The following is a 15,122-nucleotide window of genomic DNA, read 5'->3' as shown; positions in this document are numbered from 1 at the left end:
AGGTGATCAGACCATGCCCGGTAATTGCTTCCTGCGTTGATCCGCCACTTCACTGGCAGCGTCGGGACACAGATTTTGCCACCACCGCCGCCTGCCATCAAAAAGAGATTGGATCAACGACCCAATCTCCCTTGGTAGCAAACAGACTGGTGCTCTTTGCCACTTTTTTACTCATCACGCTGTTGGTTGCGCTGGTTGCTTATTTCTTGTCTTTATCGACTTCTTCAAAGTCACCGTCAACTGTGCCGTTGTCGTCGCCCTTGCCTTGATCGTCAGCGCCTTTACCTTCGTCACCCTTGGCAGCGTCGCCTTGTGCTTGCTGCGCTTCTTGAGCTTGTTGGTAAAGTTTGACCGTTAAGTCTTGAACGACCTTGCTTAATTCGTCACGCTTAGTCTTCATCGCTTCAGTGTCATTGGCTTCTTGCGCCTTCTTCAAAGCGTCACGAGCGTCTTCAGCTTGCTTGATTTCTTCGTCAGAAACCTTGCCTTTGAGTTCGCCTAAAGTCTTTTCAGTTTGGAAGAGTAATTGGTCAACATCGTTCTTCAAGTCAACTTCTTCCTTACGCTTCTTATCTTCTTCAGCGTTCTCGTCGGCTTCTTTCTTCATCCGCTCGATTTCTTCGTCGGACAAGCCTGATGAACTCTTGATGGTGATCTTTTGTTCCTTGCCAGTGCCCATATCCTTCGCGGAAACGTTAACGATCCCGTTACGGTCGATATCGAAAGTCACTTGGATTTGTGGGACGCCCCGAGGTGCAGCTGGAATATCCGTTAATTGGAAACGACCCAAAGTCTTGTCGTCAGCTGCCATTGGCCGTTCGCCTTGGAGCACGTGGATGTCAACAGCAGGTTGATTATCAGCGGCCGTGGAGAAGGTTTGTGACTTGGAAGTTGGGATCGTCGTGTTCCGATCGATCAACTTGGTGAAGACACCACCCATAGTTTCGATCCCCAATGATAATGGCGTGACGTCAAGCAAGACAACGTCCTTCACATCACCAGCGATCACGCCACCTTGGATCGCCGCGCCAATGGCAACGGCTTCGTCAGGGTTGATCGAATGGTCTGGTTCCTTGCCTGTCCAGCTCTTAACGGCATCTTGAACAGCTGGGATCCGAGTTGAGCCACCATTTAAAATAACTTTATCAATATCCGCGTTGCTTAAACCAGCGTCACGCATGGCGTTTTCAACGGGGATCCGAGTTTTTTCAACTAAATCAGCGGTCAATTGGTCGAATTGTGCCCGGGTCAAAGTTTCTTCCAAGTGTAAAGGTCCATTAGCGCCGGCAGAAATAAATGGCAAGCTGATCGAGGTTTGGCTAACGCCAGACAAGTCTTTCTTGGCCTTTTCAGCAGCGTCCTTCAAGCGTTGCATCGCCATCTTGTCTTGAGACAAGTCGATGCCATTCGCCTTTTTGAATTGGGCGACAAGCCAGTCGATGATCTTGTTATCAAAGTCATCGCCACCTAAACGAGTGTCACCGTTCGTGGACAGAACTTGGAAAACACCGTCGCCTAATTCCAAGATGGACACGTCAAAAGTCCCACCACCAAGGTCATAAACTAAAACTTTCTCGTCAGCGTCGCCTTTATCAAGGCCATAAGCCAAAGCGCTGGCCGTTGGTTCGTTGATGATCCGTTGCACATTCAAGCCGGCGATCTTCCCAGCGTCTTTAGTGGCCTGACGTTGGCTGTCGTTGAAGTAAGCAGGCACCGTAATGACCGCGTCTGTCACAGTTTCGCCAAGATAGTCCTCAGAGAATTTCTTGATGTACTGCAAGATCATCGCGGAAATTTCTTGTGGGGTGTATTCCTTGCCATTAGCTGAGACTTTGTAGCCAGCCTCGCCCATATGACGTTTGATCGAAGAAATTGTATCAGGGTTGGTGATCGCTTGCCGCTTGGCAACTTCACCAACTTGGATTTCACCGTCTTTGAAAGCCACGACAGATGGAGTCGTCCGATTGCCTTCTGGGTTTGTAATGATTTTTGGTTTGCCGCCTTCAAGGACTGCAACTGCAGAGTTGGTTGTCCCTAAGTCGATCCCAATAACTTTTGCCATATTGAATTACCTCACTTATTATTTAAAAATTAATTGACTTTGATTGAAACAAGTTCGCTCAACGCGGCTATTTGGCCACGATGACCATCGCTGGCCGGATCGTGCGATCTTTCAGGCAATAGCCCTTTTGCAGGACCTGATAGATCGTGTCCGCTGGATGTTCAGCGTCGGCTGGCGCCGTTTGCACGGCCTGATGATAATGAGGATCAAATGGTTCGCCGACCTGACCAACCGCGGTAATGGCGTTATCTTGCAAAGCTGCTTGTAGGTGATCCAGCACCATCGCCACACCCTTGTGCAGTTGCTGCGCTGATTCGCCTTCCACTTTAACAGCTAACGCCCGCTCCAAGTTATCCACCACTGGTAAAATCGCCGTGCCTAACTTTTGGGCCGCGTATTTCGCTTGGGTTTCGCGTTCTTTCTCATGGCGCGCGTGCATGTTCTGGATTTCAGCCTGGGCACGCAACCATTGATCTTGTAAATCCTCATTCTTCGCGGTTAGATCCGCCACTTTTTGTTCTAACACAGCCGGATCAGTGGCAATAACCTCTTTCAGATCTTCATCATTCAGATCCTCGATTACTTGCTTCACTGATTCTTGCTGCTTCGCCTTTTTGGCGGCTTTCTTACTTTCTTTAGCCTGTTTCGCCTGTTCTGCGAATTTCGCGTCTTTTTCAGATGGAAATTCAACTGGCTGCTCAGGTTGTTTGTTTGTCTTAGCGGACAAATCCGTCACTCCTTTGATTTAAACTAGCTATCATCGTGAAAATAGCCGTAATACTCAACTAGCTTCTTAACCAATTCATCGCTGAAAAGTTGTAACAACCCAATCAGTTGCGAATAGGGCATGCTGGTGGGCCCGAGAATCGCGATCACGCCATCCCCGTGCTGACCCACATGATACTTGGCCGTGATCAAACCATAGTCACTAAGCAGCGAATTATTGAATTCGTCGCCTAAGCGGACGGAAATCGGACCTAGAACTTGTTGCGGATCTTGCGGATTTTTCGCCGCGGCCAACTGATCCAGATCCAATAACGATGGCAAGATCGATTCCTTGTCAAGCAGTTGATACACACTCTTCAGCTGATCAAGATCGGTCGGTTGGGCGAAACTCAGGAGATTGGAACGACCACCCACATAGAAATGTTGCGAGGCCGCCCGCTTCAACACATCACCAAACAAATCGATAAAACCAGTCGAAGAATGCAAATATTTCGTCAACAATTGGGGAATTTCACTGGCGAGTTTTTGTTTCACGACAGCCAGAGGCAAGCCGACCAGTTGATCATTAATGATCCGGACGGCCTTCTCCAAATCGTCGGAGCTGATCAAATGCAACAACCGATAAACGCGACTTTCCACCGTCCCAGCGCTGGTCGCCAAAATGGCAATGATCTGATCATGACCCAACGGAATCACCCGAAACCCAGTTAACGTCACATTGGCGCTTTCCGGTCCCAGTGAAATCGTGGTGTAATTGGTCAAATTTGATAAAATCGTCGCGGATTGCTTGACGATCTCATCGATTTCATGATAATCGTGGTCAAAGTTCGCCGCGATTTTATCAAAAACCTGCGGCGAGACCGCGGTCGGTTGCAGCAAATGATCGAGATAATAACGATAACCAGCCGTTGATGGGATCCGTCCCGATGATGTGTGATTTTTCATGATCAACCCATCATCTTCCAGCGCCGCCATTTCATTACGAATCGTGGCGGAACTGATGTGGAACGGCAATTGACCCATCAATGTCTTGGAACCAACAGGCTGTCCTGTTTCGTTATAAATACGAACAATCTCTGCCAAAATCAGTGCCTGACGTTTGGTCGGCATAGTTATCACCTCTTTTTTAGCACTTGATTGTTATGAGTGCTAACAACACTATAAAATATACCAACCGCGGCTTTTAAAGTCAAGGAAACGCACCATTTTTCTTTAAAAAAACGTGAAATCAGACCGGGGACCGATGAGCTTCTCCGCCCTGATTGTCGATGGGACTCAACCCATGCTCAGACTAGATAAAGTAGTTTGCCCGCGGCTTGCGCTGCGCGTGGCGTTGGTGGTGGGCAGATGTGGTAGGGCTCCAGGTCGGGCTGGGGGTGGTGGAACGCTGCGGGCACGACTTGAAGCTTTTCGGAAGTGCACCGAAAATCTTCAAGCTCGGCCTTATTGTAGGCGATAAATCGCCAACAATAATATCGCGGCTGACTCACCCCCAGCCCGACCTTCCGCCAACGAGCAAACGAACCACCAACGCCACGCTCCGCTCCAGCCGCTCAACGTTATAACAGTCGTTTGAGCGCTCACGCCGATTGGCAAGCTATGGTCAATTGATAAGGAGCCACGCAATTGGCGACCGTGGTTAGTGGTCACAAGTTTTAAATTGGTGACACCAGGATAGTCTGCTTGATAAACCGGACTAGTTCTCAGTGAATCACCTGAATCGGTTTTTTTCCAACCAATGATTGTTTATGGAGCGGATAAAGATGTTCCACTTACGCAAAATGTCCCGACCTTCTAATCCAAATCCGTTGGCATTGCCGTATCACCCAAAAAGGTCATTTGTTCGACCGCGGCTTGCGCTGCGAAATTCGGGGTGAGCTCGCTGTGGGCGTCACTTTGAGCTTTTCGGAAAACCACCGAAAATCTCAAAGCTGAGCCTTGGTCTAAGTGGCAAAGCCACTAAGACCAATTTCACGGCGATCTCACCCCGAATTTCTCCGCTCCAGCCGCTCAACGTTTTAACAGCCGTTTGAGCGCTCACGCCATCTTGTAAGCTATTGTTAAATTGATGGGGAGCCACGCAACTGACGACCATGGTTAATAGTTACCAGCTTTAAATTGGTGACACCAGGATAGTCTGCTTGATAAACTGAGTCAAGTTCTTGATCAGTCCGTTGAATCGGTCGGTTTCCACCCATGAATTGTTAAAGAAACAAACGGAACTGTTCAGCCTACGCAAAAGATACCGACCGCCTGATTCAAAATCCGTTGTTATTCTGTACCACGAAAAAAGTGTGATGGCTTTGACCACTACACTTGCAAAAGTACTTCGTCAGATATTCAAATCCGATTGTAGATAGGCTCAATTCTGTTCAGCAACCGGGTCGGGCCATGCGGCTCAGCAGTGAAATTATTCTTTGCGGCTTTGCCGCTTAGAATAAGGCTTGATTTTGAGACAAGCCGCGGTTTTTGCGGATTGGCTCAAAACAACGCCCACTGCGTTCCAGCCGCACAAATGGCCCGACCCGGTTGCGCTCACGCGCAACACCCAACCACATCTGCAATCAAAGCAAAAAAAGCGGCGTGACCGCCACTTTTCAAAACCAAAACCACACCTGCAAATCAAACCAACATGAAATCAGCGAAAACATCATTGCCAACAAACCGACCGCGCTCAGTCAGCGCATAAGCAGGCCCCAGATCGACCAGCAACCCCTGCTGGATCAACCGGGGGATCACCTGGGGATAAACCGCCAAGATCGAACGGCCGAAACGTTCCTGAAAGCGGGCTTTTTCCACCCCGGCGTTTAGCCTTAGACCGAGGAAAAGTTGCTCCTCGATTTGTTGATCAGTGGTGATCTGCTCCGCCGTTAGGATCGGTAATCGTTCCTGAGCCAAGGGCTGCAAGTATTGTTGGATCGCGCCGAAATTCTGATACCGAGTTTGCCCCAAGTAGCCCGACGCGCCGGCGCCAAAACCAAAATAATGCTCATTATGCCAATAGACCAGGTTATGTTGCGATTGAAAACCCGGTCGGGCAAAGTTGCTGATCTCGTACTGTTCGATGCCATGGGCGTTCAACGTGTCCATTGCCAGCTGATACATATCCGCTTCCATATCTTGACTGGGCAGCTGTAATTTACCCCGGCGCATCAAGTTGTAGAAAACTGTTTTGCGTTCTAAAATCAGCGAATAGGTCGCGTAATGAGGAATTTCCAGCGCCAAGGCCTGACGCAAACTGCGTTGAAAATCAACCAGATCCTGACCCGGCAAGCGATAGATCAGGTCAATGGAAATGTTGTCAAAACCAGCTTGTTGGGCCTGTTCCACCGCCTGGACCGCCTGACGCGCCGTATGGGTACGGCCGATTTTTTTCAAAACGGTGTCATTGAATGACTGGACCCCGATGCTGAGCCGGTTGACGCCGTGGGACCGAAGCAAGGCGAGTTTGGTGTCATCAAGGAGGTCATTGGGATTGGCCTCAAAGGTCACTTCTTGACCGTGAAATGGCAACAATTCCTGAACACCGGTCAAGAGGAAGTCCAGCTCCGCCGCAGGTAAGGCGCTGGGGGTGCCGCCGCCGAAATAAATGGTGCCAATGGCCACATCGGGATATTGAGCCAAGGTCAAACGGATCTCGGCCAGCAACGCCACCAAATAATCATGGACCGGTTGCCCATTGATCAGCACCTTGTTGAAATTGCAATAGTAACAAATATGATCACAAAAAGGAATATGAATATAGACAGCGGCCTGTTGGCGACTAACCTGTGCTACCATGTGCGTTCCTCCTATTCGGACACTTTGAAAATGACTGCCGCGCTGATTTTAACGAACATTTTAAGCCTTGTCCGCGGCCAAAAAAGCGCGACTCTGTTGGGCATCTTTTTGTAACTGGGCGACTAATCCTGCCGCGCCGGTAAATTTGACTTCACCCCGTAAATAGTGATACCAGCGCAATTTGACCGTCTCACCATAAATATCCAGATCAAAATCAAAAATATTACATTCCACGGTCAGCGGATGGTCAGCGCCAAACGTGACATTGCGGCCAATCGAAGTCATTGACGGGTACCAACGCCCCTGAACCAAGATTTCGGTGGTATAGATCCCCACGCCGGGCAAGCGCTCCCCGTGAGTCGTGCGAATATTCGCCGTTGGGTAGCCCAAGGTCCGGCCGCGCGCCTCGCCATGGACCACGATGCCTGAGGTTTGATACACATAACCCAGCAAGTGATTCGCCGCATCAACTTGACCGCTAGCCAACGCGTCGCGAATAGCGCTAGATGAGATCTTATGGGCCAACAATTGCTGTTGCGGCACTTCAATGATTTCGAAACGGTCTTGGGCATAAGCCGGTAAATGAGCCATATCAGCGATGGTTTTCGGCCCATAGGTATAGTCAAAACCAGCCACCGCCACCTGCACGCCTAAACCAACCAGGAATTGATCGACAAATTTCTGTGGCGTTAAATGGCCCACTTGTGAGGTAAAATCGACCACATATAAATAATCGACGCCTAGCCCCGCCATCAATTCGATTTTGCGCTCCAAGGTCGACAAATACGTGAAGTCCGCCGCATCGACTTTCTGAAAAACGATCCCCGGATACTTATCAAAAGTCATCACCGCTACCGGCAAATCCGCCGCCTGTCCCGCCGCTAACGCGGTCTTGATCACCGCTTGATGGCCACGATGGACCCCGTCAAAGAACCCCAGGGCCATGACTTTAGAGCGCAGATCGATTTTTGTTGCCTGAAATGGATAGCTTAAATGAATGACTTCCATAATTGTTCCCTCTTCCTTGAACAGTGACCAAACAAATTAACAATACGCTGACAATACTTTAAAATGACAGTGCCCCAATACTTCGAAAATTCTGAAAAGATTTTGAAAGCGCTGAATCAAGCTTTGAAAATATCTGGGTCAACTTTTAACATCAGCGGACACCCGCCCTACTGATTGGCCAATAGCATGGTTTCGGCGCTGTAATTGCCTAGACGACTAGGTTGATAACGATAGATCGCCTTGATTTTATCCTCGTAAAACAGGGTAACTTCCGGCGCCGAGCTTGCCAAGGTGATCGCGCCGCCATTTTTGACCAGTTGCCATTGGGCCGCGTCCAGTCGCACAGCTGGTAAGGCCGCTAATACTGTTTCGATCGGGCGTAAAACCGGGCCCAGGTCAGCTTGGGCCATCGCTGCTTCGACCTGCGCCAAGGTCACCGTTTCCGCCAAGGTGATGCCGCCGCTTTCCAACCGCTGCAAGGACGACATCACCGCCGGCACCCCTAATAACTGCCCACAATCCGTGGCCAAGGTCCGCACATAGGTCCCCTTGGAGCAACTGACTGTAAATGGAAAGCGCGTCACCCCAGTAGTCGCGTCATATTCAAGAGGCGCCGTCCGCTGGAAGCTAAAAACGTGGATCTGCCGCACTGGCCGCTCCACTGTTTCGCCAGCTCGAGCGTACTCATAAAGTCGGCGCCCGTTGACCTTGACCGCTGAAAACATCGGGGGAATCTGCGCCACATCGCCAGTCAGTTTCATCAAGGCCGCATCCACTTCGGCCTCAGTCGGCGCTTGTGTCAGAAAGACCCGTTCAACCTCGTCTCCGCTCAGATCCTCGGTGGTGGTGGCAAAGCCCAGAGTGATCTCACCTTGATAAACCTTCCCCCCAGACAACAGCCGATTGACCAGTTTAGTCGCCTGCCCCACACAGATCGGCAAAACGCCATCCACATCGGGATCCAACGTGCCGGTATGGCCAATGCGCCGCTCATGCAAGATTTTTCTTAACCGATAAACACAGTCCGCGCTGGTCATTCCTCGCGGTTTGTACAATGGAATCACGCCATCCATTCGAATTCTCCTCATAACTTGACTTAGAAAACAATGCATTTATTATAACAGAAAAAGCCGGTGTTGTTGTGGATACTTATTTGATTGGCGCTGACGGTTTTTAAATCACGCCGGCGTCAAGGTTAGCGCTGGCGCAAATCTAGCGCGTCTCAGGTAAAAAACTAGAATCAACGGCACCAAAAACCCCACTTCTAAGCTGAAGTGGGGTTTTAGTGTTTTCAGGTGTTAGTCCTGATCTTTCTTCTCGGCATCCAGTTGGCGAATCAATTGATCGATCCGTTCGCCGTAACGAACAGATTCATCTTGAACGAAAGTCAAATCCGGTGTTTTGTACAAAGACAAACGTCCGCCTAGTTCTTTACGAACTAAACCAGTTGCCTTATCCAAACCGGCTTGAGCCTTCTCAACATCACTGGCTTTGTTGGAGAGAATACTATAAAAGATTTTCGCGTGTTGCAGGTCGCCGGTCAGTTCAACGCCGGTGATGGTCACCCCATCGACCCGCGGATCACGGACGCGCTTCAACAAAATGTCATTGACTTCTCGTTGGATCTCCTGTTCAACACGACCAATACGATGTTTCATCCATGGTCTCCTTTTTGAAACGTGCTCGCCAGCCCAGCTTCTTCCGCTTAACTACGCTAGGCTTCCGGAGGCAAAGACCCGCCTCCAAAATCCTAGCTAGGTTAATGCTCAGAAGCTACCCGGGCTGGCTCGCACTCTTGAGTTGTTAGCGGTCGGTTATTTAAATTATTTTGCGGGAACTTCTTTCATGACGTAAGCTTCGATCTGATCATCGACTTTAAGATCGTTGTAATTCTCGATCATCACGCCACATTCGAAGCCTTGACGGACTTCTTTAACGTCATCTTTGAAACGCTTCAATGACGCAAGTTTGCCTTCATAGATCACGATGCCATTGCGGATCAAGCGGACGCCTGAATTCCGTTGAATCAGGCCGTTATTTACGATACAACCAGCGATCGTGCCTAACTTGGTGACCTTGTAGGTTTCGCGAATCGTCAAATCACCAGTAACTTGTTCTTCATAAACAGGTTCCAGCATCCCCTTCATCGCCGCTTCGATTTCATCGATCGCCCGATAAATGACGTTGTGTAGCCGAATTTCCACGTCTTCGCTTTCAGCTTGAGACTTGGCTTGCGGTGTTGGCCGCACGTTGAAGCCAATAATGATCGCGTTACTTGCGGACGCTAAGGTAACATCACTTTCATTGATCGCCCCAACGGCTTGATGAATGATATTGACCCGAACGCCTTCAACATCGATCTTCTGCAAACTACCAGCTAACGCTTCAGCCGAACCTTGGACGTCGGCCTTGATGATCACGTTGACTTCCTTGAGTTCGCCCTCTTTCATCGTTTCAAAGAGGTTATCCAAGGTCACGCGATGCGCCTTGTTCCGTTCCGCCAATTGAGCGCGCTTCGCCCGTTCTTCACCGGCTGACCGCGCTGTTTTCTCGTCTTCAAAGACGGCGAAGTGATCAGCGGCGTCAGGCACGTCATTCAGCCCAGTAATCTCCACTGGTTCTGATGGCAAGGCTGTCTTGACCCGCCGGCCGTGGTCATTGGTCATGACCCGGACCCGCCCAAAGGTGTTACCAACGACGATTGGATCGCCGACATGCATGGTCCCTTGTTGGATCAATAATGAAGCGACGGGGCCTTTACCCTTGTCCAAACGTGCTTCCAGAACAGTTCCGACTGCCCGTTGTTTAGGATTGGCCTTCAATTCCAAAATATCGGCTTCCAGCAAGATCATTTCCAACAGTTCGTCGATATTGGTGCCGTTTTTCGCGGAAATCTCGACGAAAATCGTGTCGCCGCCCCATGATTCAGGAATCAATTCATATTCCGTCAATTGTTCCATCACGTGGTTCGGGTTCGCGCCCGGCTTATCGATCTTGTTGACCGCCACGATGATCGGATCGTGCGCTGCCTTAGCATGATTGATCGCTTCGATCGTTTGTGGCATGACACCATCGTCAGCCGCCACAACTAAAACAACAATATCCGTCACATCAGCGCCCCGCGCCCGCATATTCGTGAAGGCCGCGTGTCCTGGCGTATCCAAGAACGTGATCAAACGGTCATTCAGCTTAACTTGGTAAGCCCCAATATGCTGGGTGATCCCGCCAGCTTCGCCAGCAGTCACGTGGGTGTGCCGCAGACGATCCAGCAAGGTGGTTTTACCATGGTCAACGTGACCCATGATGGTGACCACTGGTGGCCGCGGCGCCTGATAATCAGTATTCGCGACTTCTGCTTTGACGATCTTTTCAATATCGGAAAGATCTTCTTCGACCTTCTTCTGCGCTTCAATGCCATAATCCGTCGCCAATAACTCGATTGTATCCCCATCAAGAGATTGGTTCTGGTTGGTCATCACGCCCAGCATGAAGAGCTTCTTCACGATTTCCGCTGGTTCCCGGTGCAAAAGTTTACCCAGATCTTGGGCGTTCATGCCATCGGTATAAACCAGCACTTCTGGCAATGGCCGATCTTTCCGTTGCGGCATCACTTTAGCAACCTGATGGCGTTGTTGCGCCCGTTGCTTACGTTTATTGCGCTTGCGTGGATTTGGCTTGTAGCCGTCCCGATCATTGGCGTTGAAGCCACCTTCACGTTTTGGCGCCGCGTTACGCGTGAAAACCTTCTCCGGACGTTTCTTGGCTGTCGTTTGCGCTGATTCTTTCACTTCTGTGGTTGGCGTTGGCTTGGTTGCCGCAACCTTCTTCTCAGCGGCCGCTTCAGCGCGCGCTTGGGCTTGCTGTTTCACTTGAGCTTCTTGCGCCTGCTTAGCTTTAGCCTTTTGGTCACGGCGTTGCTTTTCCGCGCGGCGTTGTTCGTCAGCACGTTCCTGTTGGATCGAAGCCTGGGTTTGCGCCGCTTGCTCCTTGTATTGTTGCAAGTGACGCAGCCCCGCATTTGCCGCTGGTCGTGGACTGCTGGTGTTCCCGCGATTTTGATTATTGCGGTTCTGGCCTTGACCGTTATTGCGGCGTTGACCATTATTCCCCGCGGTTCGCTCGGATTGAGCCGAACGGTTGTTGTTGAAACGGTTGTTCCCACCGTTATTACTACCATTATTATTACGATTGCGATTATTGGTAGAATTGTTTGTGCCGTTATTACGGTTATTCATGCGATCCCCATTTGTGCCATTCTGGCGTTGATTTCGTTGACCATTCTGGCCGCGGTTTGCTGGCCGCTGTTCCCCATTTTGCCCGTGATTATTGTTAGTTGAACGATTGCGGCGGATCGCGGTGATCTTGATCTTGGTTTTACCATCGTTCTTAGCTTGACCCTTAGTCTCAGCTTTAGCTTGACCTTTAGCTTCACTGGCAGGCGCGCTTGGCTGGGCTGCAGACGTTGCTGGTTTGGCGACCGGTTTCGGTGCGCTCGCTTGCGGTTTCTCCTGGGCTGGCTGTGACGCCGGCTTAAGCGCTGGCGTGTCGGAACTAGCTGCCGTGATCCGCGCCTTAGCCAGCGCCTTGGCAGATGCTGCCGCTGGACTAACTGACTTCTGGTGACCTAACTTCTGGCTCAATTGTTGGGCTTGCTGGTCATCCAAAGTTGACATATGGTTTTTGAGATCGAGGCCGATAGTCTTGGCTTCATTGATCACATCTTTGCTGGCGACATTCAATTCTTTTGCTAATTCGTAAACTCGTTTCTTCCCCATATTTCACACTCCTTAATTACTGCATCAAGCTCACCATTCCTTTGGCGAAGCCGGCGTCTTTAACACCGATCACTTTACGTGACGCGCCGATCGCATGTGTGAGTTGCGCTGCAGAGAAAACTTCGATCATGGGAATCTGATAGAAATTTGCTTTATTCTTGATTCGTTTCATTGTATTTGGTCCCAAATCACTGGCGACAAAAATCAGCCGAAGCTGGCCGTGACGCGCCGCTTCCACCACTAAACCTTCACCCATGACCAACTGCTGGGCCCGCCGCGCTAAACCTAATAAATTCAAGGTCTTCGTTTGCTGTTCGCTTTGTGCACTCATTCTTGGGCTCCGAATAATTCTTGACGGGCTTTTTGATGATCCACATAGGCAAACAAATCATCATAGAAAGCCGCTGAAATCGGCTGGCCAAAAACTTTATCCAAGGTTTTCTTAGCCTTGGCTTGTTGAACCGCGGCTGGGTCCAAGGAAACATACGCTCCCCGTCCCGGTTTCTTGCCAGTGGGGTCAAGGCTGATCTCGCCTTCACTACTGCGAACAATCCGCACTAAACTTTTCTTAGGCTGCATTTCATTCGTTAGAACATCTTTCCGCATGGGAATCTTTCTTTTCTTCATCACTTCACCAATTATGCTTCTGAGTCCGTTTGATCAGAATCAGTGGCCGGTTCGGTTGACGCTGGCGCATCTGTTGGCGCGTCCACATCATCACCATCATCGTCAACGAATTCAACTTCGGACTCTGGCTTGATATCGATTTTGTACCCGGTCAACTTCGCCGCTAAACGGGCGTTTTGACCCCGTTTACCAATGGCCAAGGAAAGTTGATAATCCGGAACGATCACCATACATTCCCGCTTGGCTTCGTCGAATTGAACGGCGATTACTTCGGCTGGATTCAAGGCATTGGCAATGTAATCGGAAGGATCTTCTTCCCATTTAACAATGTCCATGTTTTCGCCGTGCAGCTCATTGACGATTGTTTGCACCCGCTGACCTTTAGGACCGACACAAGTGCCGACCGGATCCACATTGGGGTTGGTCGAACGAACGGCGACCTTCGAACGATCGCCGGCTTCCCGGGCGATCGAAACGATTTCTACCGTGCCATCATAAACTTCAGGAATTTCCTGTTCGAATAACCGCTTGACCAATTCTGGGTTCGTCCGCGAAACGAAAACTTGCGGGCCCTTGGTCGTATTCTCAACCTTGCTGACAAAAACTTTGATCCGATCGTGAACTTGATAGTCTTCATTGGGAATCTGATCTTGTTTGCCCATCACGGCTTCGATGTCGCCAAGATCCACGTAAATGAACTTATTGTCCCGGCGCAACACAGTCCCTTGAATAATTTCGTGCTCATATTGCGTATATTCATTATAGATCTGGGACCGTTCCGCTTCACGCAACCGTTGCATAATGACCTGCTTGGCTGTTTGCGCTGAGATCCGCCCGAAATTCTTCGGTGTGACTTCGCGCTTGATCTCATCCCCGACTTCATAAGCCCGGTTGATCTTCAGCGCATCGTCCAAACTGATTTCCAGCCGATCATCCGCGACTTCTTCAACCACTTTTTTCACGGCATAAACATGGATATTACCACTGTTGTTATCAAAATCAACTTCGACATTTTGCGCTTGGCCATAATTCCGTTTGTAAGCAGAAACCAAGGCCGCCTGAATCGCTTCAACAACGACTTCTTTTTTGATGCCCTTTTCTTTTTCCAGTGCGTCTAAAGCACCTAACATCTCATCGTTCATGATGTCTTCCCTTCTCCGTCTAAAATTCGATTGCCAAACGTGCTTGCGCAATGTTTTCCCGTGAAATGACCACAGACTTTTGCCGGCCACGGTCCTTGTACTCAAGCGTTAATTCCGTGTCACTTAGCTCACGCAAATAGCCTTCGTAAACTTTGGCTTTATTGATAGCTTGATACAAAGAAACATGAATATATTGATCAACGGCGTTCTGATAATCACGCTCATTCTTCAATGGCCGCTCCGCACCCGGCGAAGACACCTCTAAGAAATAAGCTTGGGGAATCGGATCAGGATCCATTCCATCTAATTTTTCACTGACTAACTCACTGACGAGCGCGCATTCTTCAATATCAATACCACCAGGTTTGTCGATATAAAGCCGGAGATACCAGCTTTTACCTTCCTTTTGGTATTCTAGATCGACTAATTGAAAATGGTTAGCGTTGAGGATCGGCATAACGAGCGTGCGAACGGTTTCGATGACTGAACTCAAAACTTAACCTCCTTTCGGAAATCGGTCAATAAAAAGAGTGAGCATTTCTGCTCACTCGAACCAATTCATGACCATAGTATAACACAGAATGCTTGCAACAACAAGCATTCTGTTGGGTGAATTCACGTGATGGATCATCGCTTCGTGTAAATGACTCAGCGCATTAGTTGCGCTGGGTGTTGTTTGAAAACATTAGAAGGCTTGAATCCTATCTTGAACTTACACTTGATTGCAGAAATAGTGGGTGTAGGTGGTGACGCAACCGCCTCAGGACGTTTGTCGTGGCTGGAACGCGGTGGGCATCGTTTGAAGCCAATCCGCAAGCCCAGCGGCTTGTCTTCAAATCGAGCCTTATTCTAAGCGATAAATCGCTAAGAATAATCGGTTCTTTCTATGGTTTGGCGAATGGCAATATTTGACCACAGGATTATAATGGTGGTGAATATTTGAGGTGATATTTTGAACATCGAAACAATTGACGGTTTACCAAACGTAGTCATTGATAACTG

General features: G+C 49.5%; 18 protein-coding genes. 2 read left to right on the top strand and 16 right to left on the bottom strand.

The genetic code is table 11. The annotated features are described in order from the left end of the window. Positions 1-199: 199 nt before the first annotated feature. The 7 genes from dnaK to ACYVSB_RS02005 all read right to left on the bottom strand — a co-directional run bounded on the left by dnaK (position 200) and on the right by ACYVSB_RS02005 (position 4,986). Positions 200-2,062 (bottom strand): molecular chaperone DnaK, encoded by a 1,863-nt coding sequence (gene dnaK / locus ACYVSB_RS02035; RefSeq protein WP_461218235.1) that lies wholly within the window; start codon positions 2,060-2,062, stop codon positions 200-202. Between the two features lie 67 nt (positions 2,063-2,129). Continuing rightward, positions 2,130-2,789 (bottom strand): nucleotide exchange factor GrpE, encoded by a 660-nt coding sequence (gene grpE, locus ACYVSB_RS02030; protein ID WP_461218234.1) that lies wholly within the window; start codon positions 2,787-2,789, stop codon positions 2,130-2,132. A 23-nt stretch (positions 2,790-2,812) separates the two neighbouring features. Continuing rightward, positions 2,813-3,898 (bottom strand): heat-inducible transcriptional repressor HrcA, encoded by a 1,086-nt coding sequence (gene hrcA / locus ACYVSB_RS02025; protein WP_461218233.1) that lies wholly within the window; start codon positions 3,896-3,898, stop codon positions 2,813-2,815. A 333-nt stretch (positions 3,899-4,231) separates the two neighbouring features. Further along, the gene (locus ACYVSB_RS02020) at positions 4,232-4,438 is read right to left on the bottom strand and encodes a hypothetical protein (RefSeq protein ID WP_461218232.1); all 207 of its coding nucleotides are present in this window, start codon (positions 4,436-4,438) and stop codon (positions 4,232-4,234) included. 144 nt (positions 4,439-4,582) lie between these two features. After that, positions 4,583-4,705 (bottom strand): hypothetical protein, encoded by a 123-nt coding sequence (locus ACYVSB_RS02015; protein WP_461218231.1) that lies wholly within the window; start codon positions 4,703-4,705, stop codon positions 4,583-4,585. Continuing rightward, positions 4,680-4,868, bottom strand: a complete 189-nt coding sequence (locus ACYVSB_RS02010) for a hypothetical protein (protein ID WP_461218230.1) — start codon at positions 4,866-4,868, stop codon at positions 4,680-4,682. The genes ACYVSB_RS02015 and ACYVSB_RS02010 overlap by 26 nt, the downstream gene beginning before the upstream one ends. Continuing rightward, positions 4,849-4,986 carry a hypothetical protein gene (locus tag ACYVSB_RS02005; protein ID WP_461218229.1) on the bottom strand — a complete coding sequence of 46 codons (138 nt, stop codon included), beginning with the start codon at positions 4,984-4,986 and terminating at the stop codon, positions 4,849-4,851. The genes ACYVSB_RS02010 and ACYVSB_RS02005 overlap by 20 nt, the downstream gene beginning before the upstream one ends. A 206-nt stretch (positions 4,987-5,192) precedes the next feature. On the opposite strand from ACYVSB_RS02005, the gene ACYVSB_RS02000 reads away from it, so the two are divergent. Continuing rightward, positions 5,193-5,375: a hypothetical protein gene (locus ACYVSB_RS02000; RefSeq protein ID WP_461218228.1), complete on the top strand. Its 183-nt coding sequence runs from the start codon at positions 5,193-5,195 to the stop codon at positions 5,373-5,375. Positions 5,376-5,410: 35 nt separating this feature from the next. Here ACYVSB_RS02000 and hemW read toward each other — a convergent pair whose 3' ends face one another. The 9 genes from hemW to rimP form a co-directional block, all read right to left on the bottom strand. Next, a complete protein-coding gene (gene hemW / locus ACYVSB_RS01995) occupies positions 5,411-6,568 on the bottom strand; it encodes a radical SAM family heme chaperone HemW (protein ID WP_461218227.1) in 1,158 nt (385 codons plus the stop codon). 60 nt (positions 6,569-6,628) lie between these two features. Then, the gene (gene ribF / locus ACYVSB_RS01990; RefSeq protein ID WP_461218226.1) at positions 6,629-7,576 is read right to left on the bottom strand and encodes a riboflavin biosynthesis protein RibF; all 948 of its coding nucleotides are present in this window, start codon (positions 7,574-7,576) and stop codon (positions 6,629-6,631) included. Between the two features lie 167 nt (positions 7,577-7,743). Continuing rightward, the gene (gene truB / locus ACYVSB_RS01985) at positions 7,744-8,649 is read right to left on the bottom strand and encodes a tRNA pseudouridine(55) synthase TruB (RefSeq protein ID WP_461218225.1); all 906 of its coding nucleotides are present in this window, start codon (positions 8,647-8,649) and stop codon (positions 7,744-7,746) included. A 225-nt stretch (positions 8,650-8,874) separates the two neighbouring features. Continuing rightward, positions 8,875-9,234, bottom strand: coding sequence for a 30S ribosome-binding factor RbfA (rbfA, locus tag ACYVSB_RS01980; protein ID WP_125596195.1), 360 nt, complete (start codon positions 9,232-9,234; stop codon positions 8,875-8,877). A 165-nt stretch (positions 9,235-9,399) separates the two neighbouring features. After that, a complete protein-coding gene (gene infB / locus ACYVSB_RS01975) occupies positions 9,400-12,351 on the bottom strand; it encodes a translation initiation factor IF-2 (RefSeq protein ID WP_461218224.1) in 2,952 nt (983 codons plus the stop codon). A 16-nt stretch (positions 12,352-12,367) separates the two neighbouring features. Then, complete coding sequence (locus tag ACYVSB_RS01970; protein WP_461218223.1) at positions 12,368-12,682, bottom strand: YlxQ-related RNA-binding protein; 315 nt, start codon at positions 12,680-12,682, stop codon at positions 12,368-12,370. Then, on the bottom strand, positions 12,679-12,978 hold the full coding sequence (rnpM, locus tag ACYVSB_RS01965) for an RNase P modulator RnpM (protein ID WP_461218222.1): 300 nt from the start codon (positions 12,976-12,978) through the stop codon (positions 12,679-12,681). The genes ACYVSB_RS01970 and rnpM overlap by 4 nt, the downstream gene beginning before the upstream one ends. An 11-nt stretch (positions 12,979-12,989) precedes the next feature. Continuing rightward, positions 12,990-14,120 carry a transcription termination factor NusA gene (gene nusA / locus ACYVSB_RS01960; RefSeq protein ID WP_461218221.1) on the bottom strand — a complete coding sequence of 377 codons (1,131 nt, stop codon included), beginning with the start codon at positions 14,118-14,120 and terminating at the stop codon, positions 12,990-12,992. A gap of 19 nt (positions 14,121-14,139) precedes the next feature. Then, positions 14,140-14,613, bottom strand: coding sequence for a ribosome maturation factor RimP (gene rimP, locus ACYVSB_RS01955; RefSeq protein ID WP_125596209.1), 474 nt, complete (start codon positions 14,611-14,613; stop codon positions 14,140-14,142). 281 nt (positions 14,614-14,894) lie between these two features. On the opposite strand from rimP, the gene ACYVSB_RS01950 reads away from it, so the two are divergent. Next, complete coding sequence (locus tag ACYVSB_RS01950) at positions 14,895-15,032, top strand: hypothetical protein (protein ID WP_461218220.1); 138 nt, start codon at positions 14,895-14,897, stop codon at positions 15,030-15,032. The last annotated feature ends 90 nt before the right edge of the window (positions 15,033-15,122 follow it).

Source organism: Lapidilactobacillus salsurivasis (genome assembly GCF_054785215.1).
Note: the sequence above shows the minus strand (reverse complement) of the source record. Positions and strands in the feature narration are given on the sequence as shown.